The organism is Phenylobacterium sp., assembly GCF_037189685.1.
GTDB lineage: Bacteria > Pseudomonadota > Alphaproteobacteria > Caulobacterales > Caulobacteraceae > Phenylobacterium.
On sequence record NZ_JBBCIT010000033.1, the window covers coordinates 15,668 to 41,709 of the forward strand.

23 protein-coding genes are annotated in these 26,042 nt (G+C 69.7%); 10 read left to right on the forward strand and 13 right to left on the reverse strand.

The genetic code is table 11. The features are described from left to right. Positions 1–25: 25 nt before the first annotated feature. A complete protein-coding gene (locus WG212_RS18460) occupies positions 26–2,383 on the reverse strand; it encodes a heavy metal translocating P-type ATPase (RefSeq protein WP_337188584.1) in 2,358 nt (785 codons plus the stop codon). Positions 2,384–2,498: 115 nt separating this feature from the next. On the opposite strand from WG212_RS18460, the gene WG212_RS18465 reads away from it, so the two are divergent. The 3 genes from WG212_RS18465 to WG212_RS18475 are packed head-to-tail and all read left to right on the forward strand — an operon-like array spanning position 2,499 to position 5,535. Beyond that, positions 2,499–2,774 (forward strand): metal-sensitive transcriptional regulator, encoded by a 276-nt coding sequence (locus WG212_RS18465; RefSeq protein ID WP_337188585.1) that lies wholly within the window; start codon positions 2,499–2,501, stop codon positions 2,772–2,774. Then, entirely contained in the window at positions 2,771–4,546 is a 1,776-nt protein-coding gene (locus tag WG212_RS18470) for a copper resistance system multicopper oxidase (RefSeq protein WP_337188586.1), read from the forward strand. Before WG212_RS18465 ends, WG212_RS18470 begins: the two co-directional genes overlap by 4 nt. After that, complete coding sequence (locus tag WG212_RS18475; RefSeq protein ID WP_337188587.1) at positions 4,543–5,535, forward strand: copper resistance protein B; 993 nt, start codon at positions 4,543–4,545, stop codon at positions 5,533–5,535. The genes WG212_RS18470 and WG212_RS18475 overlap by 4 nt, the downstream gene beginning before the upstream one ends. 47 nt (positions 5,536–5,582) lie before the next feature. Here WG212_RS18475 and WG212_RS18480 read toward each other — a convergent pair whose 3' ends face one another. The 4 genes from WG212_RS18480 to WG212_RS18495 form a co-directional block, all read right to left on the reverse strand. Next, entirely contained in the window at positions 5,583–6,326 is a 744-nt protein-coding gene (locus WG212_RS18480; RefSeq protein ID WP_337188588.1) for a DUF3618 domain-containing protein, read from the reverse strand. Further along, positions 6,323–6,733, reverse strand: coding sequence for a phage holin family protein (locus tag WG212_RS18485; RefSeq protein ID WP_337188589.1), 411 nt, complete (start codon positions 6,731–6,733; stop codon positions 6,323–6,325). Before WG212_RS18485 ends, WG212_RS18480 begins: the two co-directional genes overlap by 4 nt. Then, entirely contained in the window at positions 6,734–7,375 is a 642-nt protein-coding gene (locus tag WG212_RS18490; RefSeq protein WP_337188590.1) for a hypothetical protein, read from the reverse strand. It lies immediately after the preceding gene. A 184-nt stretch (positions 7,376–7,559) separates the two neighbouring features. Then, positions 7,560–7,820: a hypothetical protein gene (locus WG212_RS18495; protein WP_337188591.1), complete on the reverse strand. Its 261-nt coding sequence runs from the start codon at positions 7,818–7,820 to the stop codon at positions 7,560–7,562. 255 nt (positions 7,821–8,075) lie between these two features. Here WG212_RS18495 and WG212_RS18500 point away from each other — a divergent pair, with 255 nt between their 5' ends. The 3 genes from WG212_RS18500 (at position 8,076) to WG212_RS18510 (ending at position 11,006) form a co-directional block, all read left to right on the forward strand. After that, positions 8,076–8,450, forward strand: coding sequence for a hypothetical protein (locus tag WG212_RS18500; RefSeq protein ID WP_337188592.1), 375 nt, complete (start codon positions 8,076–8,078; stop codon positions 8,448–8,450). Positions 8,451–8,556: 106 nt separating this feature from the next. Next, positions 8,557–10,014: an HWE histidine kinase domain-containing protein gene (locus WG212_RS18505; protein ID WP_337188593.1), complete on the forward strand. Its 1,458-nt coding sequence runs from the start codon at positions 8,557–8,559 to the stop codon at positions 10,012–10,014. Between the two features lie 563 nt (positions 10,015–10,577). Beyond that, the gene (locus tag WG212_RS18510) at positions 10,578–11,006 is read left to right on the forward strand and encodes a response regulator (RefSeq protein WP_337188594.1); all 429 of its coding nucleotides are present in this window, start codon (positions 10,578–10,580) and stop codon (positions 11,004–11,006) included. Here WG212_RS18510 and WG212_RS18515 read toward each other — a convergent pair whose 3' ends face one another. Further along, the gene (locus tag WG212_RS18515; protein WP_337188595.1) at positions 11,007–12,335 is read right to left on the reverse strand and encodes a dicarboxylate/amino acid:cation symporter; all 1,329 of its coding nucleotides are present in this window, start codon (positions 12,333–12,335) and stop codon (positions 11,007–11,009) included. 266 nt (positions 12,336–12,601) lie between these two features. Between WG212_RS18515 and WG212_RS18520 the strand changes: the two genes are divergently transcribed. Beyond that, positions 12,602–13,852, forward strand: coding sequence for a serine hydrolase domain-containing protein (locus WG212_RS18520; RefSeq protein ID WP_337188596.1), 1,251 nt, complete (start codon positions 12,602–12,604; stop codon positions 13,850–13,852). Positions 13,853–13,893: 41 nt separating this feature from the next. On the opposite strand, the gene WG212_RS18525 is transcribed toward WG212_RS18520, so the two are convergent. Then, the gene (locus WG212_RS18525; RefSeq protein WP_337188597.1) at positions 13,894–14,511 is read right to left on the reverse strand and encodes a GDYXXLXY domain-containing protein; all 618 of its coding nucleotides are present in this window, start codon (positions 14,509–14,511) and stop codon (positions 13,894–13,896) included. Further along, on the reverse strand, positions 14,508–15,569 hold the full coding sequence (locus WG212_RS18530; RefSeq protein WP_337188598.1) for a DUF2157 domain-containing protein: 1,062 nt from the start codon (positions 15,567–15,569) through the stop codon (positions 14,508–14,510). The genes WG212_RS18525 and WG212_RS18530 overlap by 4 nt, the downstream gene beginning before the upstream one ends. 174 nt (positions 15,570–15,743) lie before the next feature. Between WG212_RS18530 and WG212_RS18535 the strand changes: the two genes are divergently transcribed. Further along, positions 15,744–16,619, forward strand: a complete 876-nt coding sequence (locus WG212_RS18535) for an intradiol ring-cleavage dioxygenase (RefSeq protein WP_337188599.1) — start codon at positions 15,744–15,746, stop codon at positions 16,617–16,619. 157 nt (positions 16,620–16,776) lie between these two features. Here the strand turns inward: WG212_RS18535 and WG212_RS18540 are convergent, their stop codons facing one another. From WG212_RS18540 to WG212_RS18550, 3 genes are all read right to left on the reverse strand, one after another. Next, a complete protein-coding gene (locus WG212_RS18540; RefSeq protein WP_337188600.1) occupies positions 16,777–17,127 on the reverse strand; it encodes a hypothetical protein in 351 nt (116 codons plus the stop codon). Continuing rightward, entirely contained in the window at positions 17,127–17,498 is a 372-nt protein-coding gene (locus WG212_RS18545) for a hypothetical protein (protein WP_337188601.1), read from the reverse strand. Before WG212_RS18545 ends, WG212_RS18540 begins: the two co-directional genes overlap by 1 nt. A gap of 258 nt (positions 17,499–17,756) precedes the next feature. Then, positions 17,757–18,710 (reverse strand): SPOR domain-containing protein, encoded by a 954-nt coding sequence (locus WG212_RS18550; protein WP_337188602.1) that lies wholly within the window; start codon positions 18,708–18,710, stop codon positions 17,757–17,759. Positions 18,711–19,063: 353 nt separating this feature from the next. Here WG212_RS18550 and WG212_RS18555 point away from each other — a divergent pair, with 353 nt between their 5' ends. Further along, positions 19,064–20,050: a hypothetical protein gene (locus WG212_RS18555; protein ID WP_337188603.1), complete on the forward strand. Its 987-nt coding sequence runs from the start codon at positions 19,064–19,066 to the stop codon at positions 20,048–20,050. A 21-nt stretch (positions 20,051–20,071) separates the two neighbouring features. Here WG212_RS18555 and WG212_RS18560 read toward each other — a convergent pair whose 3' ends face one another. Further along, a complete protein-coding gene (locus tag WG212_RS18560; protein ID WP_337188604.1) occupies positions 20,072–21,403 on the reverse strand; it encodes an HWE histidine kinase domain-containing protein in 1,332 nt (443 codons plus the stop codon). Positions 21,404–21,456: 53 nt separating this feature from the next. Between WG212_RS18560 and WG212_RS18565 the strand changes: the two genes are divergently transcribed. After that, positions 21,457–22,500 carry an HWE histidine kinase domain-containing protein gene (locus WG212_RS18565; protein ID WP_337188605.1) on the forward strand — a complete coding sequence of 348 codons (1,044 nt, stop codon included), beginning with the start codon at positions 21,457–21,459 and terminating at the stop codon, positions 22,498–22,500. 7 nt (positions 22,501–22,507) lie between these two features. Here WG212_RS18565 and WG212_RS18570 read toward each other — a convergent pair whose 3' ends face one another. Further along, a complete protein-coding gene (locus tag WG212_RS18570) occupies positions 22,508–25,990 on the reverse strand; it encodes a PAS domain S-box protein (protein WP_337188606.1) in 3,483 nt (1,160 codons plus the stop codon). Positions 25,991–26,042: the final 52 nt, after the last annotated feature.

Genomic DNA, 26,042 nt, shown 5'->3' on the forward strand with positions numbered 1-26,042 from the left:
GGAGTCGGGACGCCGGCAATGACCTTCAGAGCCGTAGAGCCCGGAGCCGCAGCGCATTGCCCACGACGCTGACCGACGACAACGCCATCGCCGCGGCGGCCACGGCGGGCGACAGCAGCAGGCCGAACACCGGGTAGAGCACACCCGCCGCCAGCGGCACGCCCGCGGCGTTGTAGATGAAGGCGAAGGTCAGATTCTGGCGGATGTTGCGCATCGTGGCCCGCGACAGGGTGCGGGCCTTCACCAGACCCTGGAGATCGCCGTTCAGCAGGGTGACGCCCGCGCTTTCGATGGCCACGTCGGCGCCTGCGCCCATCGCGACGCCCACCTCGGCGGCCGCCAGCGCAGGGGCGTCGTTGACGCCGTCGCCCGCCATGCCCACCCGCCGGCCCTCGTCGCGCAGGCGCTGGACCACCGCGGCCTTGTCCTGGGGCAGGACGTCGGCCTCGACCTCGTCGATCCCCAGGCGGCGGGCGACCGCCTCGGCCGTGGCGCGGTTGTCGCCGGTCATCATCACCACGCGGACGCCGTCGGCGCGCAGGGCCTTCAGCGCCGCTTCCGTCGTCGCCTTGACGGGGTCGGAGATGGCCAGGGTCGCGGCGGGCCGCCCGTCGAGCGCCATCAGCACGACCGTGGCGCCTTCGCGCCGCAGGGCGTCCGCTTCCGCGTCGAGGGCGGCGGCGTCCACGCCGCGCTCGGACAGGAAGCGCCGCGACCCGAGCAGCACGGCGCGGCCCTCGACACGGCCCTCGACGCCGCGCCCGACGGGCGAGTCGAAGGCCTCGGGCTCGGCCAGGGCCACGCCCCGCTCGGACGCCGCGCGGAGGATGGCCGTGGCGATGGGGTGCTCGCTGCCCCGCTCCAGGCTGGCGGCCAGGCGAAGCGCCTCCGCGGGCTCGAGGCCGTCCACGGCGCGGATGTCGGACAGGACGGGCCGCCCCTCGGTCAAGGTGCCGGTCTTGTCGACCACAAGGGTGTCGAGGGCGCCGAAGCGCTCCAACGCCTCGGCGTCGCGGATCAGCACGCCGGCCTGGGCGCCCCGTCCCACCCCCACCATCACCGAGATCGGCGTGGCGAGGCCCAGCGCGCAAGGACAGGCGATGATGAGCACCGACACGGCCGCCACCAGGGCGTAGGCCAGCCTAGGGTCCGGCCCCAGGACGGCCCAGGCGACGAAGGCGGCGACGGCGACGAGGACCACCGCCGGCACGAACCATCCCGCGACCCGGTCGGCCAGCCGCTGGATCGGCGCGCGGCTGCGCTGCGCCTGGGCCACCATCTGGACGATCTGTGAGAGCAGGGTTTCGGCGCCCACCTTCTCGGCGCGCATGACGAACGAGCCGGTCGTGTTGAGCGCGCCTCCGACCACCTTGTCGCCTGGGCCCTTGTCGACGGGCATGGATTCGCCGGTCACCATCGACTCGTCGATCGCCACCCGGCCGTCCAGGATCACGCCGTCGACGGGAACCTTCTCGCCCGGCCGCACGCGGAGGCGATCGCCCACCCGGACCTGATCGAGATCCGCTTCCTCGTCGTCTCCGTCGTCCCGGACGCGGCGCGCCGTACGCGGCGCAAGGTCCATGAGGGCGCGGATGGCGCCCGAGGTCTGTTCGCGCGCGCGCAGTTCCAGGATCTGGCCCAGCAGCACGAGCACGGTGATCACCGCCGCCGCCTCGAAATAGACCGCCACCGCCCCGTCGTGTTGCCGGAAGTCCGCCGGGAAGACCTGGGGCGCCAGCGTCGCCACGACGCTGTAGAGCCAGGCGACGCCCACTCCCATGCCGATCAGGGTGAACATGTTGAGGTTGCGGGTGACCAGCGACCGCCAGCCGCGCTCCAGGAACGGCCAGCCGGCCCACAGCACCACCGGGGTCGCCAGCGCGAACTGGACCCAGTTCGATGTCGCAGGGGCCAGAAGATGCAGGCCCAGGAGATGGCCGCCCATCTCCAGAACGAAGACCGGCAAGGTCAGGGCGAGACCCACCCAGAAGCGGCGGGTGAAGTCCACGAGTTCGGGATTGGGGCCGGCGTCGGCTGTCGCCAGTTCGGGCTCCAGCGCCATGCCGCAGATCGGACAGCTTCCCGGGCCGACCTGGCGAACCTCGGGATGCATGGGGCAGGTGTAGATGGCGCCGGGCGGGGCTTCCCCCGCCGTCGGGGCGGGGGGGCCGCCGGCGTATCGGGCCGGGTCCGCCTCGAACTTCGTGCGGCAGCCCGCCGAGCAGAAGAAGACATCCCGCCCCTCGTGTCGGGTCCGGTGCGGCGTCTTGGCTGGATCGACCGTCATCCCGCAGACCGGATCGAGGGCCTTCCCGCCGCCACAGCAGGCGTCGTCGCGCTCTTGGCCGCCATCGGCGTGAGGCTGGTGATGCGGATGCGACATGAGCCCTCCCCGGCGCGCCGATCGAGCGTGCGCCCGCAAGTCCGGATATACCCCCTATGGGCATATTGCAATTACCCTATAGGGGTATATTCTCGAACAGAATGAGGAGGTCACCTTGAAGCGTGAGAACAAGCCCCGCCTCCTGAACCGCCTGAACCGTATCGAGGGTCAGGTCCGGGGCGTCGCCCGCATGGTCGAGGATGACCGCTACTGCATCGACGTCCTGACCCAGATCCAGGCGGTGCGAGCCGCCCTGGCCAAGGTGGAGACGGAAATGCTGCGCGACCACCTGGGCCACTGCGTCGAGGGCGCGATCGTCTCGGGCGACAAGGACGAACAGCGCCGCAAGGCCGCCGAACTGATCCAACTCCTGGAGCGTACGGCCCGATGACCCCCTCAAACGGACGGCCGGATCGCCGCCGCATGCTGACCGGCGCGGTCGCCCTGGCCACGGCCGGCCTCCTCCCGGACTGGGCCCGCAGCCAGGCCCCGGGGCTGGCCTCAGGTCACATGTCAGGTCATGGGCCGGGGAACGCCCCGGCGCCCCGCCCGGGGTTCAGCTCGGGGATCCCCTCGGGCAGGACGCTCTCCGGCGAGCGGATCGAGCTTTCCATCGGCCATGTGCCGATCCGGATCGGCGGACGCACGGGCCACGGGATCGGGGTCAATGGAACCGTCCCCGCGCCCCTCATCCGCCTGCGCGAAGGCCAGACCGTCCAGCTCGCGGTCCACAACGGACTGTCGGGCGAGGACACCTCGATCCACTGGCACGGCCTGCTCGTGCCGTTCCACATGGACGGCGTGCCGGGCGTCAGCTTCCCCGGCATCCCGCCGGGCGAGACGTTCGTCTACGAGTTCCCGATCCGGCACGCAGGCACCTACTGGTACCATTCCCACTCGGGCCTGCAGGAGCTGCTGGGCCACTACGGCCCCCTGATCATCGACCCGGCGGGGTCCGAGCCCGCGCCCTACGACCGTGAGCATGTGCTGGTGCTCTCGGACTACAGCTTCATGCACCCGCACCGGATGATGATGAAGCTCAAGCAGAAGGCGGGCTACTTCAACCGGCGCAAGCAGACGGTGGCCGGGCTGCTCGCCGGCAGGGACCAGCGGATGGCCGACCGTATCGCCTGGGCAGGGATGCGGATGGACCCCACCGACATCTCGGACGTCACCGGGGCCAGCTACACCTTCCTCGTGAACGGCCACGGCCCGCAGGAGAACTGGACCGGCCTGTTCCAGCCGGGCGAGCGGGTGCGGCTGCGCATCATCAACGCCGCGGCCATGACCATCTTCAACATCCGCATCCCGGGCCTGGCCATGAGCGTCGTCCAGGCCGACGGCCTGGACGTGCGGCCCGTGGAGGTGGACGAACTCCAGATCGCCAACGCCGAGACGTACGACGTCATCGTCACGCCGAAGGAAGACCGCGCCTATACGTTCGTGGCCGAGGCGATCGATCGCTCGGGGATGGCGCGCGCCACCCTGGCGCCCCGGCCCGGCATGACCGCCGAGGTCCCGCCCCTGCGCGAGCGGCCCCTGCTGGGCATGAAGGACATGGGGATGGACATGTCGGGCCATGCCGGCCACGGAAGCGACCACAGCATGTCGATGCTGGACCCGAGGAACGCGCCTCAGGTGAGGGCCGGGCCGGGCGTACAGATGATCTCGCCGATGCCGGCCGACCGGACGGGCGAGCGGGGCACGGGACTGGCCGACGTTCCGGGCCGGGTGCTGGTCTACACCGACCTGGTCGCGCTGGAGCCCAATCCGGATACACGACCGCCTTCGCGGACCTTGGAGTTGCACCTGACCGGCAACATGGAACGGTTCATGTGGGCGTTCGATGGGGAAGCGTTCCACGAGGTCACCCGGCCGATCCCCTTCCGCCGCGACGAGCGGGTGCGCGTCACGCTGGTCAACGACAGCATGATGAACCACCCGATCCATCTGCACGGCCACTTCATGGAACTGGTGAACGGCCATGCGGGCCGCCATCCCCGCAAGCATACGATCAACGTCCAGCCCGGCGGCAAGGCGACGTTCGACCTGACCGCCGACGCGCCCGGCGACTGGGCGTTCCACTGCCACATGCTGCTGCACATGCACGCCGGCATGTTCAAGGTGGTGACGGTCCGCCCGCTGGACGGAGAGTCGGCGTGAAGCGCCTGTCGCTCCTGATCGCCGGCCTGGCCGCGCCAGCCCTCGCCCAGCCCGCGGACCCACACGCCCACCACCGCCCCGCGCCGCAGGCTTCGGCGCCGGCTGCGCCGGCCGACCCTCACGCGCATCATCAGCCGGTGTCACCAGGGGTCGCCGCCGATCCTCACGCCGCGCACGCACCCCCTGCGGCCGACCCCCACGCCCATCACCGACACACGCCCGATCCGCATGCGGGCCACAACGCCCCCGCGGCGTCTCAGGGAACGCCCCCGCCCGTCCCCACCGACCATGCCGCCGAACGCATCTTTCCCGCCGACCGGATGGCGGCGGCTCGCGAACGCCTGCGGCACGAGCATGGCGGCATGCGCTGGACCACCGTGAGGGTCGAGACGGCCGAGATACGCCCCGAGTCCGGCTCCGACGGCTATGCGTGGGAGGGCGAGGTGTCGTGGGGCGGGGACGTCGACCGCCTGGTCGTCAAGACCGAGGGCGAAGGGAACGCCGGCGATCTCGAAAGCGCCGAGGTCCACGCTCTGTGGCGGCGCGCCATCGGCCCCTATTTCAACGTGCAGGGCGGCGTCCGCCAGGATTTCCAGCCTCGGCCGCGGCGGACGTACGCCGCCCTCGGGATCGAGGGCGTCGCCCCGTACTGGTTCGAGGTGGGCGCTACCGCCTTCCTGTCCAGCAAGGGCGACCTCTCCGCGCGCTTGGAGGCCGCCTACGACCTGCGGCTGACACAGAAGCTGATCCTGGAGCCGCTTGCCGAAGCCAGTCTCGCCGCCAGTTCAGACCGGGCGGTGGGCGTAGGCTCGGGCCTCTCCGAGATCGAAGCCGGGCTGCGCATCCGCTACGACATCCAGCCGGAGGTCTCACCCTATGTGGGCGTCCACTGGGCGCGAAAAGTCGGCCGGACCGCCGACTTCGCCCGCGCCGCCGGCGAGCATGTGGAAGACACCCGCGCCGTGGTGGGCCTGAAAGCCTGGTTCTGACCGCCGGGTTCTGACCTCTGGGTGTCCGGAGCCGTGTGTGTCACCGGTCACCCCGTCTGGCGGCGCAGTTCGTCCTTGACCTGGGCGTAGGTGCGTTCGGCCACGTGACGGACTCCGTCCAGCGACTCCTTGGCCCGCTCGGCGGCCTTGGTGCGGGCGGGACCGATATAGCGCCGCTCGGCCTCGGTCGCGGGCAACGAGGCGCCGATCGCCGCGCCCACGGCCACGCCGATGGCGCCGATGACCAAAGGCTCATGGTCGAGCGTTTCGTCAAAACGCGTCCTGGCCGCCCGACCGTACGCTTCCGCCTTCGCCTGGGCGGCATGGGCGTAGTCGGTCACCTTGTGGCGCATGGCGGACAGTCCCTCTTCCGCCTGAGACTGAGCCTCCGCCAGATGAGCCTTGGCCGTCTCCGCGGTCTTCGACAGCCTTGCCTTCGCCGCTTCGGCCCCGGCCTTCGCCCGCGCCCCGACGCCGTCGTGGTCACCCACGTCATAGCCCTCGTAGGTGGCGTAGCGCATTTCCGCATCGGCGGCCCGACGTCCCCGTCGCCCGCTCTCCAGCGCGAGCCATGCCACGCCAAGACCGATCAGCGCGATCGGGATCGGGTTCTCACGCAGGTGGTCCACCGCCGTGGTCAGCATCTTCTCTCCGGTCTGGCCCATCATCTTCGTCGCCTCGTCCAACAGGTCCTGGGGTTGCATCTTCTCCTTGAGCGCCTCGGCTGTCTGACTCAGCCGGCCGCGGGCGTCCTCCACCTCGCGCTCGAGTTCGGCGGATGTGCGGGTCATGGCTGCGCATCCTTCCTGAGGCCGGACGTCATCAGGCCGGCCGTCTTCCCGAGCTGGCGTGTGCTGCGATCGGGCGACAGGTTCCGGGGCGAAATCGCGCGCATCCCCGAACGCACCAGGAGATAGCCCACGCCCGCGACGCCGAGTCCCACCAGGAGGGCGGCCCAGATGGGATCCATCACCTTCGATAGAGCGAGGACCAGCGCCTGGAGCAGAATCAGAAGCGCGGCGATCAGAAGGAGACCGCCCGCGGCGATGTCAGTCACGGCCCGACCGGCGCTGCGCACCTTCTCGGCCACCTCGGTCCTGATCAACTGGGCCTCTTTCCGAAGCAGGCCCGAAACGTCGTCGACAAGCTGAGTCACGAGATCGACGATGCCCGCACGCGGCGGTTGACCCCCGTCCATCTAGCGGCTCCCCGACGCGGATGGCGCCGAGTCAGGCGTGGATGCCGAGTCCGACGTGGAGTCAGGGATCGGCCCAGACGCAGCCGCATCGGCGGGCGCGGCAAGGTCGGCGTCGCCCGAAGGGACCAGGGTGGGATCGTAGGGGCTTTCGGCCAGATGAATCGGCTCGACCGTGGCTTCATCATCGTCCGAGAAGCGCCGCACTTCGCCCTGGCGCTCCGAAGCCCGGGCGAACCGGCCTACGGCCAGCCCCACGAGGACGGCGCCGCCGATGAAAGCCATCGGATTGCGGCGGCCGAAATCGCGCACCGCATTCAGCAGGTCCCCGGGATCCTTGTCGGCAAGCGAGCGTGAAAAGGTCTCCAGGCCGTCGGCCGCCTTCATGACCAGCCGCGAGGCCGGGCTATGGTCGGACTGGCCCAGGTCGTCGCCCGCGCGGCGCACCGCATTGGCGAAGTCACCCAGCGTCCTGCCCGCCGCCTGGGCGCCGCGGTGGGCCTCGGTGCGCACCCGGTCCTGCGCCGCGTGGGCGAAGCTCCTGGCCTCGTGCTTCAGCGTGCTGCCCGCCTGATCGATCAGTTCTCGGGCCTGACCGCCACGCGACGCGCCGGCGGGCTGGGTCGTGGTTCCGAAGTCGCTCATCTTCCTCTCCGCGTCCGGGTTGGACGCGCAGCGCAGGGCCGCAGAACCTCACGCCGGCGTCCGGACCTAAACGCCGAAGAGCCCGGAAGGTCGCTTCAGATCGACAAGGAATCTCGATTTTTTCGGGAGTTGCGTCGGGCGTCCGACACTCGGGGAGCGCCGGGAAACCGCCGGATCGCGGCCGCTACCGCCGGTGACGGTTGAACATCGCCGCGCCGATGGCCAGGCCGATCGCCAACCCCAGCGCGCCCATGGCCAAGGCCTCCCGGTCCATCGCCGCCTGCAGGCTGCGCCGGGCGGAACGCGAGATCCGACGTACCCGGCTCAGCGGATTCTCGTCGTAGCCTTCATAGATCTCATAGTGTCCGGCCAGGCGTTCCGGCTTCACATGCCGGCCCCAGGCGTCGTCGCCGAGCTTGCGGGTGGTGTCGTCGAACAGTCCCATCGATCGTATCCTATCCCCTCGGACCCGCCCGCGTCTCTCCTGGCGTGTCGGCTCCATCACCGGTCCCCTTGATGGCGATCACAAGGCGCCGGCCAACCCACACTCTACAGCAGATTTATGATGCGTCTCTTTACCGCTCCAGCCCTCAGGCGCGGGATTTCTGTGTCGGCGACGCTGCCGTGGCCGGCTGACAGCGGCGTTCAGGCGCGGTTCATGGGCCCGCGCGCCAACTCTTCAGACAGTGAGGAGACCTGCATGCGTAAAGTCATGACCTCGGCCCTGGCCGCCGTCGTCGCCGCGGGCGCCGTGCTGGCGACCGCAGGCCCGGCCAACGCCGACCGCCGCTACCATCACCGCCACCACGACCGCGGCAACGACGAGGTGGCCGCCGCGATCATCGGCGGCGTCGCGGGCCTGGCCCTCGGCGCGGCCCTGGCCGGAAACGGACGCAGGGATCGCGGCTACGACTACAACGGCTACTCGTACGACCCCCGCTACGATCGCTATTCGGGCGGCTACTATCGCGGTTACGAGCGGGCTCCGCGCTACCGGACCTGCGTGGTTCGCGACCGCGTGTACGATCCCTACGTCGGCCGCCGTGTCACGGTGGAGCGCCGCTACGCCTGCTGACGGCGCGGGACGCACGGGGCTTCGCGCGATCGCCGCCGTCGCCCGGCTCGTCAGAGGGCGATAGCCGAGCTATGCATCCTGCGCACCACATGCGTCGCAGGAACGGATGAAGCCCTCCGACACGCCCGATTTCGAGGCCGAGAATGTTCGCCTGAGAGCGCGCGTGGCGGAACTCGAAGCCATGATGGGCCGGCCGCCGGCGGATCGCAGCAGCCTCTACCGCCTGACCGACCGTGCGCCGTGGGGCGTCCTGGTCACCGATCTCGAGGGTGGCGTCGACTATGCGAACCCGGCGCTGAAGCCCTGGCTGCGGACGACCGCCCCCGCGATCGGGACCCACTTCGAGACCGTCGTGCATCCCCCGCTGCTGACGCAGCTTCTCCCTGCCCTGGCCGAGGCCCGCGCGGGTCATGTGAAGATGCTGGAAGCCGACGTCGCCGACGTTTCCGGCGACCTCCGTCACATCCGGGTCCAGGTGGCGCCTCGCGCGGCCGGCGCGATGGGGATCACCGGCTTCGTCGTCACCGTTTACGACATGACCGAATGGACGCGCGCCCTCGAGGCCGTGCGGGAGAAGGAGGCGTGGTTCGACCGGATGAACGCGGTCGCGCCCAGCGCCTACCATGTCTTCGACTTCGTCACGGGCCGGGCGTTCTGGGTCTCCGGTCGCATAGACGCCGTCTACGACATCTCGCCCGAAGACATGATGGCCCTGAGTGCGGCTGAAGTCCGCGATCTGATCCACCCGGACGACCGCCACCGGATCGACACCCACATGAAGGCGCTGAGCACCCTGCCCGACGGCACGGTGGCGGAGTTCGAGATTCGGGCGCGTCGGCGTGACGGGACCTATCGCTGGCTGCTGATCCGGGCGATCGCGTTCGAGCGCGGCGCCGAAGGGCGGGTCGTGAAGGCCCTGAGTTCCGCCAGCGACATCGACGAACGCCGGCGCGCGGACGAGCGTCAGGCTCTCCTGATCAACGAGCTGAACCATCGCGTGAAGAACACTCTGGCCGCGGTCCAGTCCATCGCCCGGCAGAGCCTGCGTCGTGATCGCGATCCGCAGGAGATGAGCGAGATCTTCACCGCCCGGCTGGTCTCGCTTTCGGCCGCCCACAATGTGCTGACGCGCGAGAGCTGGGAAGGCGCCGGCCTGCGCGAGATCATCGAGGTGGCGATGGCGCCCTTCGACGCGCCGCGGATCGCCATGCTGGGCCCGGATGTCCGGCTGGGCGCACGCGCGGCGCTCGCCATGTCGATGGCCCTTCACGAACTGGCCACCAACGCCGCGAAGTACGGAGCGCTGTCCAACGAAACCGGCCATGTGAGCCTGGCCTGGCGCGCCCGGCGCGAGAAGGGCCAGGCCTTCCTGGAGCTGGAATGGCGCGAGGCGGGCGGTCCCGCCGTCACGCCCCCGTCCCGGCAGGGGTTCGGCTCACGCCTCTTGACCCAGGGCGTCCGCGCCGACCTCAACGGCGTGGCCGAGCTCAGCTTCGAGCCCGGCGGGCTCGTCTGCCGGATCACCGCGCCCCTGGAGGCGACGCCGCCGCTCCATCTCAGCTGAAGGCGAGGAGGCGTCACCGCGACTGAGGCCGCCCCTCTCACAACGGCTTGACATCCGATCGTACAGTAAATACTAAACATGCAGAAACTGCACATCGAGACCTCGTCACCCGGGCCGACGGACCCCGGCCGCCCCAGCCGTGAAACGTCCGACCCGCAAGAACTCCCTCCCCCCGGAACGCGGGGGTCCGGGTGGCGAGCCCTTGGCCCTGACGGGAGGTCCCATGCGTCAACGCTACGCCATCCGCTGGTCGCGTATGCCCGAGACCCTGGCGCTGCTGGCCTCTGCGGCCGCCCTGATCTGCGTGGCCGCGGGCGTGGTCTGACCCCGGCCAGCTTGAGGCGCCTGGGATTTAACGATCCCAATTCACAACCTTGGCGATATTTTCTGTCTTCGCCAGTCGGCTGCGGCGCGAGAACTGTCGCCAGCCAAGTCTAGGCGACGAAAATCACCAGGGTTAACGAGGATTCAGCACATCCGTCAGTCTTACCTTAAACCGCAGGGTGCAGCTTCCAGGAGCAAGTTGGGCGCGTACCGTCACGCCGCCCCTCCGGAGCCGAACCGTGCGAAACAGCCCGGCGGACGTCGGCAGGCCACTCAAGGTCCTGCACGTCGACGATGATCCGATGAACCTGCGCGTGGTGCAGGAGATCCTGGGCGCCTTCGGCCACCAGGCGGTGATGGCGTGTTCCGGCGCCGATGCGCTGGAGCGCCTTTCGGTCGAATCCTTCGACATCATGCTGCTCGACATCCATATGCCGGGCATGACCGGCATCGAGGTGATCGAGCGCCTGCGCGCCCTGCCCGGCCCCGAGAGCAAGACCCCTGTGATCGCCCTGACGGCCGACATCTATTCACGTCGTCCGGCGGAGTATGTGGCCCTGGGCTTCAACGATTTCGTCTCCAAGCCGATCCTCGTGGCGGGCCTGATGGCGAGCATCCGGCGGTGCGTCGCCCCGGCGTCCGCGGAAACCCTCAGCCGAGCGAGCTGATCAGTCGGCGTCAGCCTCCACAGGCGGCGCGGCCACGGGCCCGGGCCGCCCGGCCAGCACCTCTGCCAGACGCTCGCGGTCGAGCTGGCCTTCCCAACGCGAGACCACCAACGTCGCCACCGCATTGCCGATGAAGTTGGTCAGCGCCCGGCACTCGCTCATGAACCGGTCCACGCCCAGGATCAGCGCCATGCCGGCCACCGGCACGCTGGGCACCACCTGAAGCGTGGCGGCCAGCGTGATGAAGCCCGCCCCCGTGACGCCCGCCGCCCCCTTCGAACTCAGCATCGCCACGGCCAGCAGGAGGAGTTGCTCCTGGAGCGACAGCGGAATCCCCAGGGCCTGGGCGATAAAGAGCGCGGCCAGCGTCATGTAGATGTTGGTGCCGTCCAGATTGAACGAATAGCCGGTCGGCACCACCAGGCCCACAACCGGCTTGGCGGCGCCCGCCCGCTCCATCTTCTCCATCAGCGACGGCAACGCCGCCTCGGATGAGCTGGTGCCCAGAACCAGCAGCAGTTCTTCCTTGAGGTAGCGGATCAGCTTCAGGATCGAGAAGCCGTTGGCCGCCGCGATCGCCCCCAGCACCACCAGCACGAAGATCAGCGACGTGGCGTAGAAGGTCGCGACCAGGGCAGCGAGGCTCAGGATGCTCTCGATGCCGTACTTGCCGACCGTGAAGGCGAAGGCGCCGAAGGCTCCGATGGGGGCGGCGCGCATGAAGATCGCCACCAGCCGGAAGAAGGCCTCGCCGACCGAATTCAAGACGTCCAGCGCCGGCTGGCCGCGGTCGCCGATCATCGCCAAGGCGAGGCCGAACGGGATCGAGAAGAACAGGACCTGAAGGATGTTGCCGTCCACGAACGCGCCGGCGACCGTGGAGGGGATGATGTCCATCAGGAAGCCCACGATGGTCATGTCGTGGGACTTGCTGGCGTAGCCCGCCACCGCCGCCGCATCGAGGCTGGCGGGATCGATGTTCATGCCGGCGCCCGGTCGGACCACGTTGGCCACCACCAGCCCCACCACCAGGGCGAAACTGGACACCACGATGAAGTAGGCGAAGGCTTTGCCTGCCACGCCCCCCACCTTGCTCAGGTCCCGCATTCCGGCGATGCCGGTAACCACGGTCAGGAAGATCACCGGGGCGATGATCATCTTCACCAGCTTGATGAAGGCGTCGCCCAGCGGCTTAAGCGCCTCGCCCGTCGTGGGCCAGACGTGCCCGATCAGGGCGCCCAGGGTGATCGCGACGAGCACCTGGACATAGAGCTGCGTCCACCAGGGCCGTCGGCCGATCGGCGTCTGCGCCTGCCTGATCCCCGCCAATCGACTCTCCCCCTCGTCGCGACGACCGTATCAACGCCGCTGCAGCGGCTCCACTGCGCCGAGAGCTTTTTCGCCGTCCGGCCCGCACGGCGCATCTCGTCCTTGCGATCCCGAAGCTTGCGCACGACCCTCCCCTTCCAGGAAGGCGGCGGCCTGCTTGCTGAAACATGCCGGCAAAACAGGCCGACGAGATTTCGGACGCTGGGGCCGTCGACCCGGACGAGAACCTGTGCGGCGGGCTCCGGAAGACTTTGGGGAGAGACACCATGCGGATGCTTGATCGCCGGGGACTGATCCTGGGGGCTGTCGGCGGACTCGGCCTGGCCGCTTCGCCGGCATGGGCGAAGATCAGGCTACAACCTCCGGCTTCAGCAGGCTTTTCGGCGGGCGGCGTGGCCGCCCTCAATACCCAGATGCGCGCTCTGGTCGACCAGCAGAAACTGGCGGGCGTGGTCACCCTGCTGGCGCGCCGGGGCAAGGTTGTGAACCTCGACGCCTACGGACGCCTGGACGCCGGCGCGCCCGATCCCGTCGCGGCCGACTCGATCTTCCGGATCGCCTCCATGACCAAACCCGTGACCGGCGTCGCCATGATGCAGCTCTGGGAGGAAGGCCGGTGGAAACTGGACGACCCCGTCGCCCGGCACATTCCGGAATTCGCGGGCCTGAAGGTGAGGACGGCCGGCGGCGACCTCGTCGACCAGGCCTCCCCCATGACGATGGCCCAACTCATGAGCCATACGGCCGGCTTCGGCGTCAGCGCCGCCTACGCCTCACAGAACCTGGCCGAGAGCGACCTTGCCGGCATGATCGCCAAGCTGGCCGCGCTGCCCCTGGCCAGCCAGCCCGGAACCGACTGGGCCTACGGGCCTGTCGTCAATATCCAGGGCTATCTCGTTGAGAAGATGTCCGGAATGGATCTTGCGGACTATTTCCAGAAGCGCATCTTCGATCCGCTGCAGATGACCGATACCCAGTTCTGGGTCGATTCCGCCAAGGCCTCCCGCGTGGCGCGCATCCACACGTACGACAGCGGCGGCAGGATCTCGGCCCTGCCGCAGAGCCCCGTCCTGACCGCCAAGCCCCGCTTCCTGTCGGGATCGGGCGGCCTCTATTCGACCGCGCCGGACTACTACCGCTTCTGCCAGGCGCTCCTGCAGGGCGGCGAGCTGGCCGGCGTACGCATCCTCAGGCCGGAAACCGTGGCGCTGATGCGTCGAAGCGTCCTGACGCCCGGGGTCGGAGTCGATCTCTATGGCCCGGTGCAGAAGGGTGTCGGCTTCGGCATGGACTTCGCGGTCCACGAGGACCCGTCGATCAGCGGCCTGCCTCAGGGCAAGGACACCTACTGGTGGGGCGGCGCCTTCGGCACCTGGTTCTGGATCGACCCCACCCACGACATCGTCTTCATCGGCATGATCCAGAACCTGAACGGCTCGATCCCCGGAGCCGGGACGCCGCCGGTGCGCGACATCTCGCCCGCCGCGGTCTACGCCGCCCTGACCGGCCGCCCCTGACTGACCGCCCCTGACCGAACATCGGAGAGGCCGGATGCGGATCACCACCAGTTGAGATCGTAGCGCCGCCCGTCGACGACCAGGCCCTTGAGCCGCGCCTTGCCTCCGGCGTCGACGGAGAACACGGCGAAGGCGCGGGCCGCGGCCTCTTCACGGCCCTGCAGGCGGCGCTCCAGCGTCTGGGCCTGCGCCTGGTCGAGGTGGATGCGATCGACGCCCAGGTCGATCGCCGCCAGACGGCTCACGGACTCACGACGGACGGCGCCGTCCGGCAGGACCGTCTCGTCCATGACCCTCATGCAGGTCAGGCTCCCGCGGACGACCACCTCGCCCAGCGCCGCGGCTTCGGTCCGGGTGCCTGCGGCGCCCGACGCCACATGCGCCTCGCCCTGCCGGCGCAACGCCACCCATCGCCTCGGCGCGCCCGCGTTCCGCTCGGAACCCGGCGGACATGCCAGCCCCCCCGGGTCGTCGCCTCGGATCTGGAAACGCACATAGTGGCCGCTCAGAAGGCTGCGCGGATCGTAGCCCGTGATGGCCAACCGGATCTCCTGCCCGCCCGCCCGCGCGACGCCCTCCCTGACCACGAGCCCGCACAGCGTCACCGTCAGGACGACGGCCGCCGCCAGGATGCGCGCCCGAGGCGCAGGAAATCTCATGACGCCCGCCTGCGCCGCAGGGCGAAGGCCACCGCCAGCGCCGCCAGCGAGCCCAGGCCGAAGACGCCGGCGGTCAACATCAGGTCCACGCCCAGGTTGTGCAGCAGGCTGACCCCCGCCGCGAGGAGGCCGACGACGCCGGCGGCGGTGACCAGGGCGTGACGATCATGGCGACCCAGGGCGATGACCGCCACGGACAGCGCCATCCATGCCGCGCTGTGGCCCACGCCCTGCAGGCCGTCGCCGAACCCCGCCACGCCGAAGCACGCCAGCGCGCCCCAGGTCAGCCAGCCGTAGAGTACGCCCGCAGGCGCGTCGTAGCGGAGCCTCAGCGCGCGCACGCCAGCCGCCCCCGCCCCGAGGATCGCGGCGGCGGACAGGAAGACGGCCTCCGTCCGGCCGGCGGCGAATCCCTGCAGGGTGAAGACAGCCACGAACGCCCCGATCCCGGCGGCGTGGGCCAAGGCGGAAGACCGCGTCGCCAGGGCGGCCGCAGCGGCCAGCGGCGCCGCCGCCACGAGCCATCCCGGCCACATCTGACCATCGCCCCCGCGGCCCGGACCGCCGAAGTCGCCCAACCCCACGAACACCAGCGCCACCACGCCAACCCAGGGCGAACCCCCGGCCAGCGCCAGCAGGGCGGCGGCCAGGCCGGCGCCCCGCAGGGCGGTCTTCGCATCCCCGGCGATGTCGAAGATCTGGCCCGTCAGCCCGATCGCGGCTGCGAACACCATCGCCGCCACGCACAGCAGCACTTGCGAAAGCACGGGTCGACCCCGGTCCGACGCCCACGCCGCACCGCCGGCCGCACCGAGAAACGCGGCCAGGACCAGGGCGAAGCGCACCAGCCGGGGAATCTCGGACCAGTTGGCGGCCACAAAGGCGATCACCGCCGCACCAGCCAGCAACCCGCCGACGATCGCCAAGGCGCTCGCCGCATCCAACCGCCGCGGCTCGGCGACGCTCTCCAGAATCGCGGCGCGGTTCTCGGCCGGCACCAGTCGCGCGGCGATCCACCCGTCCAGGTCGCGCTCCAGCCTTTCGCGATAGCCGACCATGAGGTCTCCTCCGACGAACAGTCTGAACGGCCAGCGCGGCCATCGCAACGGCCGCCGCCGCGTCGTTTTCGTTCGTGACAACGTGAAACGCGCTCGCAATGCGCGGGACATTCGGCGGTCCCATCCGCGCCGTCATCGTCAGGCTCCAGACATGTGACGAAGGACGCTGCACGCATGCGCCATATCGAGGACCACGACCGGGGCCTGCCTTTCGATCTGGCCGCTATGGGCCGTCGCCGGATGTTGACCCTGATGGCGGCCGGAGGCGGAGGCCTGCTGCTTCAGAGCTGCGGCGGCTCCGGGTCCGAGGATGCAAACGCCAACGCCTCCACCTCGACCACGACAACGACCACCACGGGGGGAACCGGCTCGGGAACCACCGGAACCGCGTCGGCCGCCTGCTCCACCACGCCCACGGAAACCAACGGCCCTTATCCCGCCGATGGCTCCAACCTGGCCAACGGGGTGTTGTCCAACATCCTGACCACGAGCGGGGTCGTGCGCAGCGACATCCGCTCCAGCATCGCGGGCCTGTCGGGGACCGCGCCGGGCGTGCCTCTGACGCTGACGATAAACCTGGCGAACGTGAACGCTGGCTGCGCCGCCCTGGCTGAGTACGCCATCTACATCTGGCAGGCCGACGCCGATGGCCGGTACTCGATCTACGACCTGCCGCAACAGAACTACCTTCGCGGGGTCCAGGCCACGACCACCGCCGGCCAGGCGACCTTCACCACCATCGTCCCGGGCTGCTACGAGGGTCGCTACCCCCACATCCATTTCGAGGTCTACCGCAGCCTGGCCACGGCCACGGCCTATGCGAACCGCCTGTTGGTCTCGCAGTTCGCCCTGCCCGCCGACGTCTGCAATGCGGTCTACGCCACCAGCGGCTATCCTACGAGCGCGGCCCGGTTCGCCCGCACGAGTCTGTCGAGCGATGGGATCTTCGGAGACAATACCGCCGCCCAGAACGCCGCCATGACGCCGACGCTCACCGGCTCCGCGAGCGCCGGCTACACCGGTTCGGTCACCGTCGGCCTCGCCCTCTAGCGGGCTGGATCTGAAGTTCGCCTGCGTCGAGGTCGTGCGTGGGAGCGAACTTCAAATCCAGAAAGCACGCTGGAAGCCCGCACTTGCGAGTGTCCTTCTCGATTCCGGAGTTCGTCCGCGCCCGCCACAGGCGCTTGCGAACTTCGGAAGCGGGACACTAGCGGCAGTTCTGGATGACGCGCTCCAGATCCTCCAACCGCTTCTGCCGCAGCAGGCGGCCCGCGGCCATCAGCTGGTAGCGGTCGGCCGCCCCGGCCGCCGCGCGCAGCGCCGCGTCGGTGTCGGGGTAGCGGGGGGGCGGCGGCAGGTTCCTCGGCACGCAGCTCTTGGTCACCGGCGGCGGCGGCGGGCGCGGCGGCGGAGGCGGCGGAAGGGGCAACACCGGCGCCGGCTCGACAACCGGCGGCGGTGGGGGAGCGGGCGCCGGTTCGGCGCGCTTGAGGTTCTGGCACCCGGCAGCGGCGAGCAGCACGCTGGACAGGAGGACGACACGGACAAGTTCGCGCATCACTTCTTCAGGTTCGACAACACCGCGCGGTCGGCGCTTTCCATGCGGGCGCAGGCGTCGATCCCCTCGGGCTGTTGCGCCAGCAGGCGCCGGGCCTCGTCGGCGACGGTGGTTCCTCGGGCGGCGAACTCGGCCTCGAGGGCTTCCCGCGCGACCTGCTTGGCGTGGCAGGCGGTGAGTTCGCGGCGAAGGCCGGCCTCGGCGCGGTCGGCGGCGCCGGTCAACTCGGCGATGCGCTGGCGATAGCCCGCCCGCTCGGATTGCCACGCGCCAGCCGAGATCCCCAGCGCCGCGGCGAGCGCCACCGCCAGGGCGAGGGAGATCGAACTCGTGATCGGGCTCACCAGAATCTGCTTCAGCCCCGCCGACATGGCTCCTCCAGGGTCGCGCCGACCCGATGGCGCCAATGAATAGCGCCGCTGTGACCATTTCGAGGCCCGGCCGTTCCGTCCAGTCCAGGCCACTACGGCTCAGATTTGCGCCACTCGCCTTTCACGCGCATCGTAATTCAACTCAACAGGGAAAGTCGACGCCGTGGCGCCCAGCCCGTCATCAGCCCCGAGGACATGCGGTTCCGGAGGGGCAGCCCTCGATGAGACGGCTCAGCTTGCGGGATACCGCTGGCGGGCTCAGCGCGCCGGGCGCACGAAACACTCGCGGCCGGACGCCTTCAGATTGTTGCAGAAAGCGCCCGCCTCCGCCGCATCGCCAAAGCCGGCCACCACGGCGCGGCGCCACGTGCGTCCCCCGATCACGGCGGTCTCGATGCGGGTCTCATGGCCACCCGCATGATCGCGGACCGAGGCCAGCAAGCCCCGCGCCTCGGCTTCGGACGGCGAGGCGCCCACCTGCACGACATAGCCACCCGTGCGGACCTGGCGGGGCGGAGGCGGCGCAATCTCTGGTGGCGACGCGGCGGCGGGATCCTTGACGCCCAGGTCGTTGGCTGCTTGGGCCGGAGCGGGCGGCGGCGTGGGATCGTCAGGCCGGGTCACGTTGACAGCGGAAGCTTGGAACGGACCCTTGAAGCTCGGTTCGCAGGCGGCCCGCCACGCGCTCTCCAGCGCCGTTCCCGGTTCGGGGCGCCGCCACTCCGTCTCGGCCACCCGGAGGAGCATGCGCTCACCCAGGAGGTTCCGCTGCGGATAGCCCGTGGTCTCGCCCAGCCGCAGCCGGCGTCCCTGGCAGTCGGCCTGTAGCGAAACATGCCAAGACAGCGCGCCCGTGCGCATGAGGGTTTCGGCCGACAGCGCCTCGGCCCGGATGACGAGCCGTGGCCCCTGACCGCCGCCTGCGGGAAACGTCGAGACGACCGAGCTGACCGCTTGGGGCGTCACGGCGAGAACCCGTTCGGGCATGATGTCGGTCTCACGCTGCAACCAGCGCAGAAGGGATTCGCGGCTCAGCGACTCGGGAAACGCGGGCGCGTCCTGGCCAAAGGCCATGCCTCCGGCGGCCAGGCTCCAAACGGCGATCGCCGCCGCCAATCCCGCACGCACCGTCATACACACCCCCACAAAACCGCGGGCAAACTGTTCGCGATGCCGCCCGAGCGCAAGGGGCTGCAGGCGTGAATTCCCCATCTGCCCGACCCCCGGTCCCGGATGGCTGGAAATCGCGCGCCGCCGACCAAACCCCCCATAATGGGTAGAGAGCCAGTCCCCTGGCGGTGGGCGACTACCCGAGGGTCGCGAATCGCCGGCTTCGTGGCAACGTTTCGGTAGCGCGGACTTGAGACTTTGGGACCCGACGCTGCGGTCCTCCGAGACCGGCGGCGCCGTCTTTCAAGGTGCGTGACGTGGGTAGGGGATCCGACAGGACATTTCGCAGCCTACGCGGTCTGGAAAAGACCGCTTCGACGAGCCGCGTCCTGAATCTGGCCGCTCTCGCGGCGCGTAACGACGGCAACCCCGAGCACGAAAAGAATCCCTTCTTCGTGGGGCAGAGCCTCAACGGCTCGGTGATCGTGCGCCACCGTCTGCGCGAGCAGGAGCGCGAAGCCTTCGACCGCATCCGCTTCTCGGCCACGAAGCTCATCATCCCGTTCGAGCGCTCGGACCTGGGCCTGGGCGGGCGGTCGTTGTTCGTGGGCGAGGTCGGTTGGCTCGACATCTTCGAGGAACTCCGCGGCGACTTTCCCGACTTCGCCCGCGACGTGGCGGTGCTGGAGGCCGTGGATGAACTGCCATCGCTCGATCCCTTCCTCCTGCGCGAGCACCTGAAGCGACGTGGCTTCGACATCAGCACGACCTATTTCGAGATCTCCGCGCCCGACCTCTCCCGGATGCAGCGCTTTGTCGGCTCCGAGATCGCCAAGCTGATCGAGCTGGCCTACCGCGACAGCGACGGCCAGGAGGGCAACATCACGCGGCTGGTGGAGGCCTTGCTCTCCGCTCGAACGGACGAACGCCTCGAACCCCTGCGGCTGACGCTGCGCCTGGAGAAGGAGCACTACAAGGAGGGCATCTTCGCCTGGAAGGGCTTCCTCTACTACAAGTGGGTGCTGAACACCCTGTGGGCCAACCTGCGTGACGTCTTCGCCGAACTCGGCAAGGTCCGGGTGATCGGCCCGGTCGATTCCGAGACGGCCGTCGAGCTCGAACAGCTCAAACAACGCTTGCGGCACAAGATGGAGCGGCAGGTGAAATCGGTGATGAACCACCTCAACACCTACGACGAGGTGTTCGGCCAGCTCACCCAGGACGGCAACGCCCTGGCTTTCCGCGACTTCCTGCTGAAGTCGCCCGACATGTTCCTGTCGCTTGGCGAAGGCTGCGGCCTGGTCAGCCACATCGCCACCTACTGGCGCTACCAGTTCCCGCGCGGGCGTCCGCTGGCGGCCAACGTCATCCAGCTCATGGACACGCTGCAGGACTTCGAGCTGAGCCTCGGCTCCGAGACCTCCGAAGCCGCTGCGGCCTGACGCGGGCCGATCCCCGATTGCTCAGGTCAGCGCCGCCTCGACGGTGCAGACGAGACCGTCGGCGCGAAAGTCCAGATTCACGCGGCCGCCCAAGTCCGCCGCCAGTCCCTGCTCCAGCAGCCGTGTCCCGAAGCCCCGAACGGCCGGGACCCGGACAGGCGGGCCACCGGACTCGCGCCAGGTGAGGCGTAGCACGCCCTCGCCCGCCGTCCAGGTGATCTGCACACGCCCGTCCCGCTCCGAGAGCGCGCCGTGCTTCACCGCATTGGTCGCCAGTTCGTGCATGGCCAGGCCGAGGGCCACGGCCGTCTTCGGCTCCAGGTCGAGGCCCGGCCCGGACAGGGTGAGCCGGCCATCTCCGGCGTGATGCGGCGCCGTGGCCTCCTCGATGATGTGAGCGATCGCCCCCGCTTCCCAGCTCTGCCGCGTCAGGACGTTGTGGGCGGCGGAGAGCGCCGCCAACCGCCCCTCGAAGGCGTGGCGCACCTCGGCGGGAACGCCGCCCATGCGGAAGGACTGCCAGGCGATCCCCTGAACGATGGCGAGCGTGTTCTTCACCCGGTGGTTCAACTCGTTGATCAGCAGGCGCTGGTGCGCCTCGGCCACCTTGCGGTCCGTGATGTCGACGTTGGTCCCCACCATACGGACGGGGCGTCCGTCTTCGCTCCTGACGAACTGCGCCGCGCCCCCCAGCCAGCGGATCGCCCCGTCGGCGCGGAGGATGCGGAACTCGAACGTGACATGCTCGGCGCCCGTGGCCAGCGCCTCGTCGATCTCGGCCTCGAACCGCGACAGGTCCTCGGGCATGAGACGGCGGCGGAAATCCTCGGCGCGCCCTTCGAAGCCGCCGCGCCGGAGGCCGAAGATGTCCTCCATCTCCGGGCTCCAGACCGTCGATCCGCTCGGGATGTGCCAGTCGAAGATGCCGATCCTGTTGGCGCCCACCGCCAGATTGAGCCGCCGTTCGCTGCGACGCAGTTCGCGCTCGGCGCGGGCGCGCTCGGTCACGTCGTTGATGGAGACGCCTACCCCTTCGTTCCCGATCGGGGCGATGCGCACCTCGAGGCTGCGCCCAGGCTGCAGGATCGACCCCGCGTTCAGCGTCCGCGGCACACCATCGCCCATGGTGTCGCGGATCATCTGCGCGAAGACCGGCCCCTGCTCCACGGGATAGAGGTTCCAGACGACCTGCCCCAGGATCTGGTCCCTCGGCCGGCCGAAGAACTCCTCGGCGCGCCTGTTGAACAGGATGATGCGGAACGAGCGGTCCAGCGCGTAGAAAACGTCGCTCACGCTGTCGAGCACGGCGATCAGCCGTTCATCGGGATCGAGCGTGGGCGTGGACTTCGTCAAGTTGCCGGACCTGCGCCTCCGGGGCCTTGCCCGCGATCAAGCCACAGGCACACGTGACCGTCATCCGTGAAGATATCACCGCGACTTGTGGAACGCCCCGCGGGGCGGCCATAAACACCGGGCCTACAGCGGCATGGGAGACCTTCGCCATCAGCGGCGGGGACGACGCGACTGGAAACGATCCGTTCGCCGAGATGCTGGACAGCTTCGGCGATGGCTTCATCGCGTTCGATTTCGAGTGGCGCATCACCTACTGCAACCAAGGCGGCGCGGCCCATCACGGGTTGGCCCCTCGTGAGATGATCGGCCAGGTCGCCTGGGCGTTGCCGGGCCTGCGCGACGACACCGAACTGCGGACCTTCGTGGAACGCGCGGCCGCCCTGGGCGCCGCCGTCGACGCCGAGGTCCCGTCCGAGATCCACCGGGGCCGCTGGTATTATCTGCGCGCCTTTCCGCTGCAGGGCGGGTTCGGCCTCATCTCGCGCGACGTGACCGACGGCCGGCGCGCCGAGGAGCAGCAGCGCCTGCTGATGAACGAGTTGAACCACCGGGTGAAGAACACCCTGGCGACCGTGCAGTCGCTCGCGCGGCAGACGCTTCGCGACGACGTCCCCATGCGGGTGGCCCGGCAGGTCCTGACCGAGCGGCTCATGGCGCTGTCCGCCGCCCACAACGTCCTCACCCGCGACCGTTGGGAAAGCGCCGACCTCCAGGACATCGTGCGCGAGGCGGTCCGCCCCTGGCACGAGCCCGGCGGTGCGCGGATCGTGACCACCGGCGATTCGCTTCGGATCGCCCCCAATGTGGCGCTGGCGCTGTCGCTGGCCCTGCACGAGTTGGCCACCAACGCCCAGAAGTACGGCGCGCTGTCGGTGCTGCGGGGACGCGTCGACCTCAGTTGGACCCGCCCTACCGCCGATCACGCCGCCAGCGTCCTCACATGGCGCGAGTCCGGCGGCCCCCCGGTGTCACGGCCGGCGACCCAGGGCTTCGGCTCCCGCCTGCTGCGAAGCCTCGGCGCCGAACTGGGCGCCGCCGCCGAGGTCGAATACGATCCCCTGGGGCTCGTTTGCCGCCTGCGTGCGCCGGCCGCCTGAGCTGGCCTCAGCCGGCCGCCCGCATGTCGATCGTGCAGCCCCGGGACAGCAGCGCCGCCTCGGCGATAGCGGCATACATCTCCATTGGCTGGATGGGCTTGCGCACCAGACCGTCGAAGCCGTCCAGGTCCCCATCGGTCCGCACGTCCGCGTCGGCCGTGAACGCCAGGACCGGCGTCCGCTGGTTGGGACCGGGAGTGGCCCGCAGACGCGCCAGGGCGCCCCGACCGTCCAGCCCCGGCATCCGCAGGTCCATCAGCACCACGTCGGCAGGAAGCAGGCCCAGGCGGGCCACGGCTTCGGCTCCGTCCTGGGCTTCGTGCACGATGGCGCCGGCGGCTTCCAGGATGCGGCGCCCCAGTTCGCGGTTCGTCGCATTGTCGTCCACCAGGAACACCCGCAGTCCCTCGACCGACAGCGCCGGCGCCGCATCATCTTCGGCCTGTCGATCGCCCACGGGCGGAGCCGGCAGGGTCAGGCGGAAGGTCGCGCCGCGGCCGGGCGCGCTCTCCACGGCGATCTCTCCGCCCATGGCTTCGGCGATACCCCGGCAGATCGCCAGTCCCAGCCCCGTGCCGCCGTGCCGGCGCGTCATCGAGCCGTCGATCTGCGTGAACCGCTGGAACAGCACCGCCTGGGCCTCGGCGTCCAGGCCCGGGCCCGTATCCGAAACCGCCACCGAGACGACACCCGGAGCCGCCTCGCCGATCGACAGGGTCACCCCGCCCGCCTCGGTGAACTTCACCGCGTTGCCAACGAGGTTGATCAGCGTCTGGCGCAGGCGGTCGCCGTCCATCATGACCGCATGGGGCAGGTCCGGCGTCGCCTCGAAGGCGAGCGTGAGCCCCTTGGTCTCGGCCTGACCCGAGAACAGCAGAAGACTTTCCCGGCAGACGGCGGCAAGGTCGGTCGGCGCAGGCCGGATCTCGAACTTCCCGGCCTCCAGCTTCGAGAAATCGAGGATGTCGTTGACGATCGCCAGCAGCCCCTTGCCCGCCGCTGCGATCCGGTCGACGTGGCCAGCGGCGGCGGGAGGCAGGTCCGCCATGCCATCCAGGAGGCCGGTGAAGCCCAGGACCGCCGTCAGCGGGGTGCGGATTTCGTGGCTCATGTTGGCCAGGAACTGCGACTTCGCCGCCGCCGCGGCCTCGGCGGCCGCACGGGCGGCGGCCAACTCCTGCTCCTGCTGCACCTGCTGGGTGACGTTGCGGACCACGTCGAGGAAACCCGCCGCGGCGCCTGTCTCCGGATTGCGGAGCATGGTGGGCTGCGATTCCACCCAGATCCACTCGCCGGTCACCTTGTGCTGCGCGCGCCAGCGCATGCGCGTGGACGTCGCTCCAGCCGGCAGGTCCTTCAGTTCGCCCCACACCCTCGGGAGGTCGTCAGGATGCATCTGCTTCGTGAACGCCGTCCCCACCAGTTCCTCGGGCGTGTAGCCCAGGCTGGCGATCGAGGGGCTGATGAACGAGATGCGGCCGGTCGGTTCGGCCATCACGATGATGTCCGAGGTATTGTGGCTGATCAGGCGGTACCGCGCCTCGCTCTCCTGCAGGGCCCGGGCCGCGGTCTGCGCCTCGGCATGGGCGCGCGCCAGCGCCTCCTCCTGCTCGACCTGATGCTGGACGTTGCGGATGACGTCCAGGAATCCCGTCGGCTCGCCCGTGCGCGGGTCACGGACCAGGCTGGGATTGGATTCCAGCCACACCCATCCGTCGCCCGCCGCGTTGCGGCCGCGCCAGCGCACCTGCTGGATGTGCGCGCCCGAAAGCAGCCTGACGAAAGCCTTCGAAAGGACGGCGATATCGCCTGGATGCACGTTGTCGCGGAAACTGCGCCCTTGCACCTCGCCGAGCTGTCGGCCCGCGGCGCGCACCGAAGGGCTGGCATAGGTCGCCACTCCGTTCAGGTCGGACATCACGATCATGTCCGAGGTGTTCTCCGCAATCAGGCGATAGAGCTCCTCGCTGCGGCTCAGCGCCGCCTGGGCCGCGTGACGCTCGGTCAGGTCCTCGACTTCGGCCAGGAAATACTTCGGCCGACCGTCGGCGTGGCGGGCCAGGGACACGGTCTGGCGCACCCAGACGTAACCGCCGTCGATCCGGCGGAACCGCCGCTCGGACTCGTAGCTGGCGATCCTTCCCCGCCGAAGCGCTTCGATCTTCGGGCCGTCCATGCCCGCCTCGTCGGGATGGACCATGTCGGCGAACGCCGTGCCGATCAGTTCCTCGCGCCCGTATCCCGTAAGCCGGCAGGCCGCCTCGTTCGCCCACAGCAGCCGCCCGTCAAGCCCCACCATGCTCTTGGCGATGGCGGCATGCTCGAACGCGGCCTTGAACAGGGCCTCCTGCTCCAGACGTTCGGTCACGTCGCGCAGGGTCGTGACAAAGCCCTCGGGCGCGCCGGCGGCGTCACGGAGCGCGCGCGCGTTGCCCTCCATGCAGACCCAGTCGCCGCGGCCGCTACGGAAGCGGAGCTGGCGAAGATGATTCGGCGAGGGCTGGCCGCCGAGGGCGGCCGCCAGGTTGGCCCCCGCCTGCTCGAGATCGTCGGGGTGGATGAACTCGCGGATCAGCCGACCTTCCAGCGCCTCGGGGGCATAGCCATAGGCCCGCACCGCCGGGGAAACATACCGGATCTCGCCGGTCAGCGAGAGCTGAACCGTCACGTCCTCGCTGTTCTCCGCCAGCAGCCGGTAGCGCGCTTCGCTGTCCCGCAGCGCGGCCTGGGCCGCATGCCGTTCGGTCAGATCCTCGACCTGGGCCACGTAGTGCCGCGGCGTCCCGTCATCCCCCCGCACGATCGACACCGTCAGGTGAACCCAAACCTCGCCACCGTCCTTTCGGACATAGCGCTTTTCCATGCGGTAGCTGTCGATCGCACCCGCGGTCAGCGCCCCGAGTTGCTCCAGATCCGCGTCGAGGTCGGCAGGATGGGTCAAGGTCTGGAAGTCGAGCGCCAGGGCTTCGGCCTCGGTGTAGCCCACGAGCCGGCAGAAGGCGTCGTTCACCCGCATGAAGCCGCCGTCCAGACCCACCAGCGCCTTTCCGATCGCGGCATAGCGGAAGGCGGCCTCGAACTGACGCGCCTCCTCGGAGGCAGCCTCGGCCTGGGCCACGCGTGCGGTGACATCCCGGAAGATATTGATGATCTCGACAACCTCGCCGTTGTCGTCGAACACCACGTGCGGTGCGCCTTCCGCCCAGGCCCAGCGACCGTCGCCGGCGCGGAAGCGGTGCAGGCGGTTGGCGTCCGGGTCCTTCATCCCGGCCAACAGCGCTTCGGAGTTGGCCGAGAGGACCGCCAGGTCGTCCGGGTGCGCGAACGCCGAGTACGCCTTGCCGATCATGTCGCCGGGCTCATAGCCATACCGCCGGATCGAGGGCGACACATAGGTGAGGACACCCGCGCGGTTGGTCCGCACGATCACGTCGCTCGCGTGCTCCGCGATGAAGGCGAGCGCCTCCGCATCGGCGTATTGGCGGTCCACCACGTCTCCCTGCGCGCTGCCGGCGCCGCGCAGCCTAGGCGTGCAACCGGTT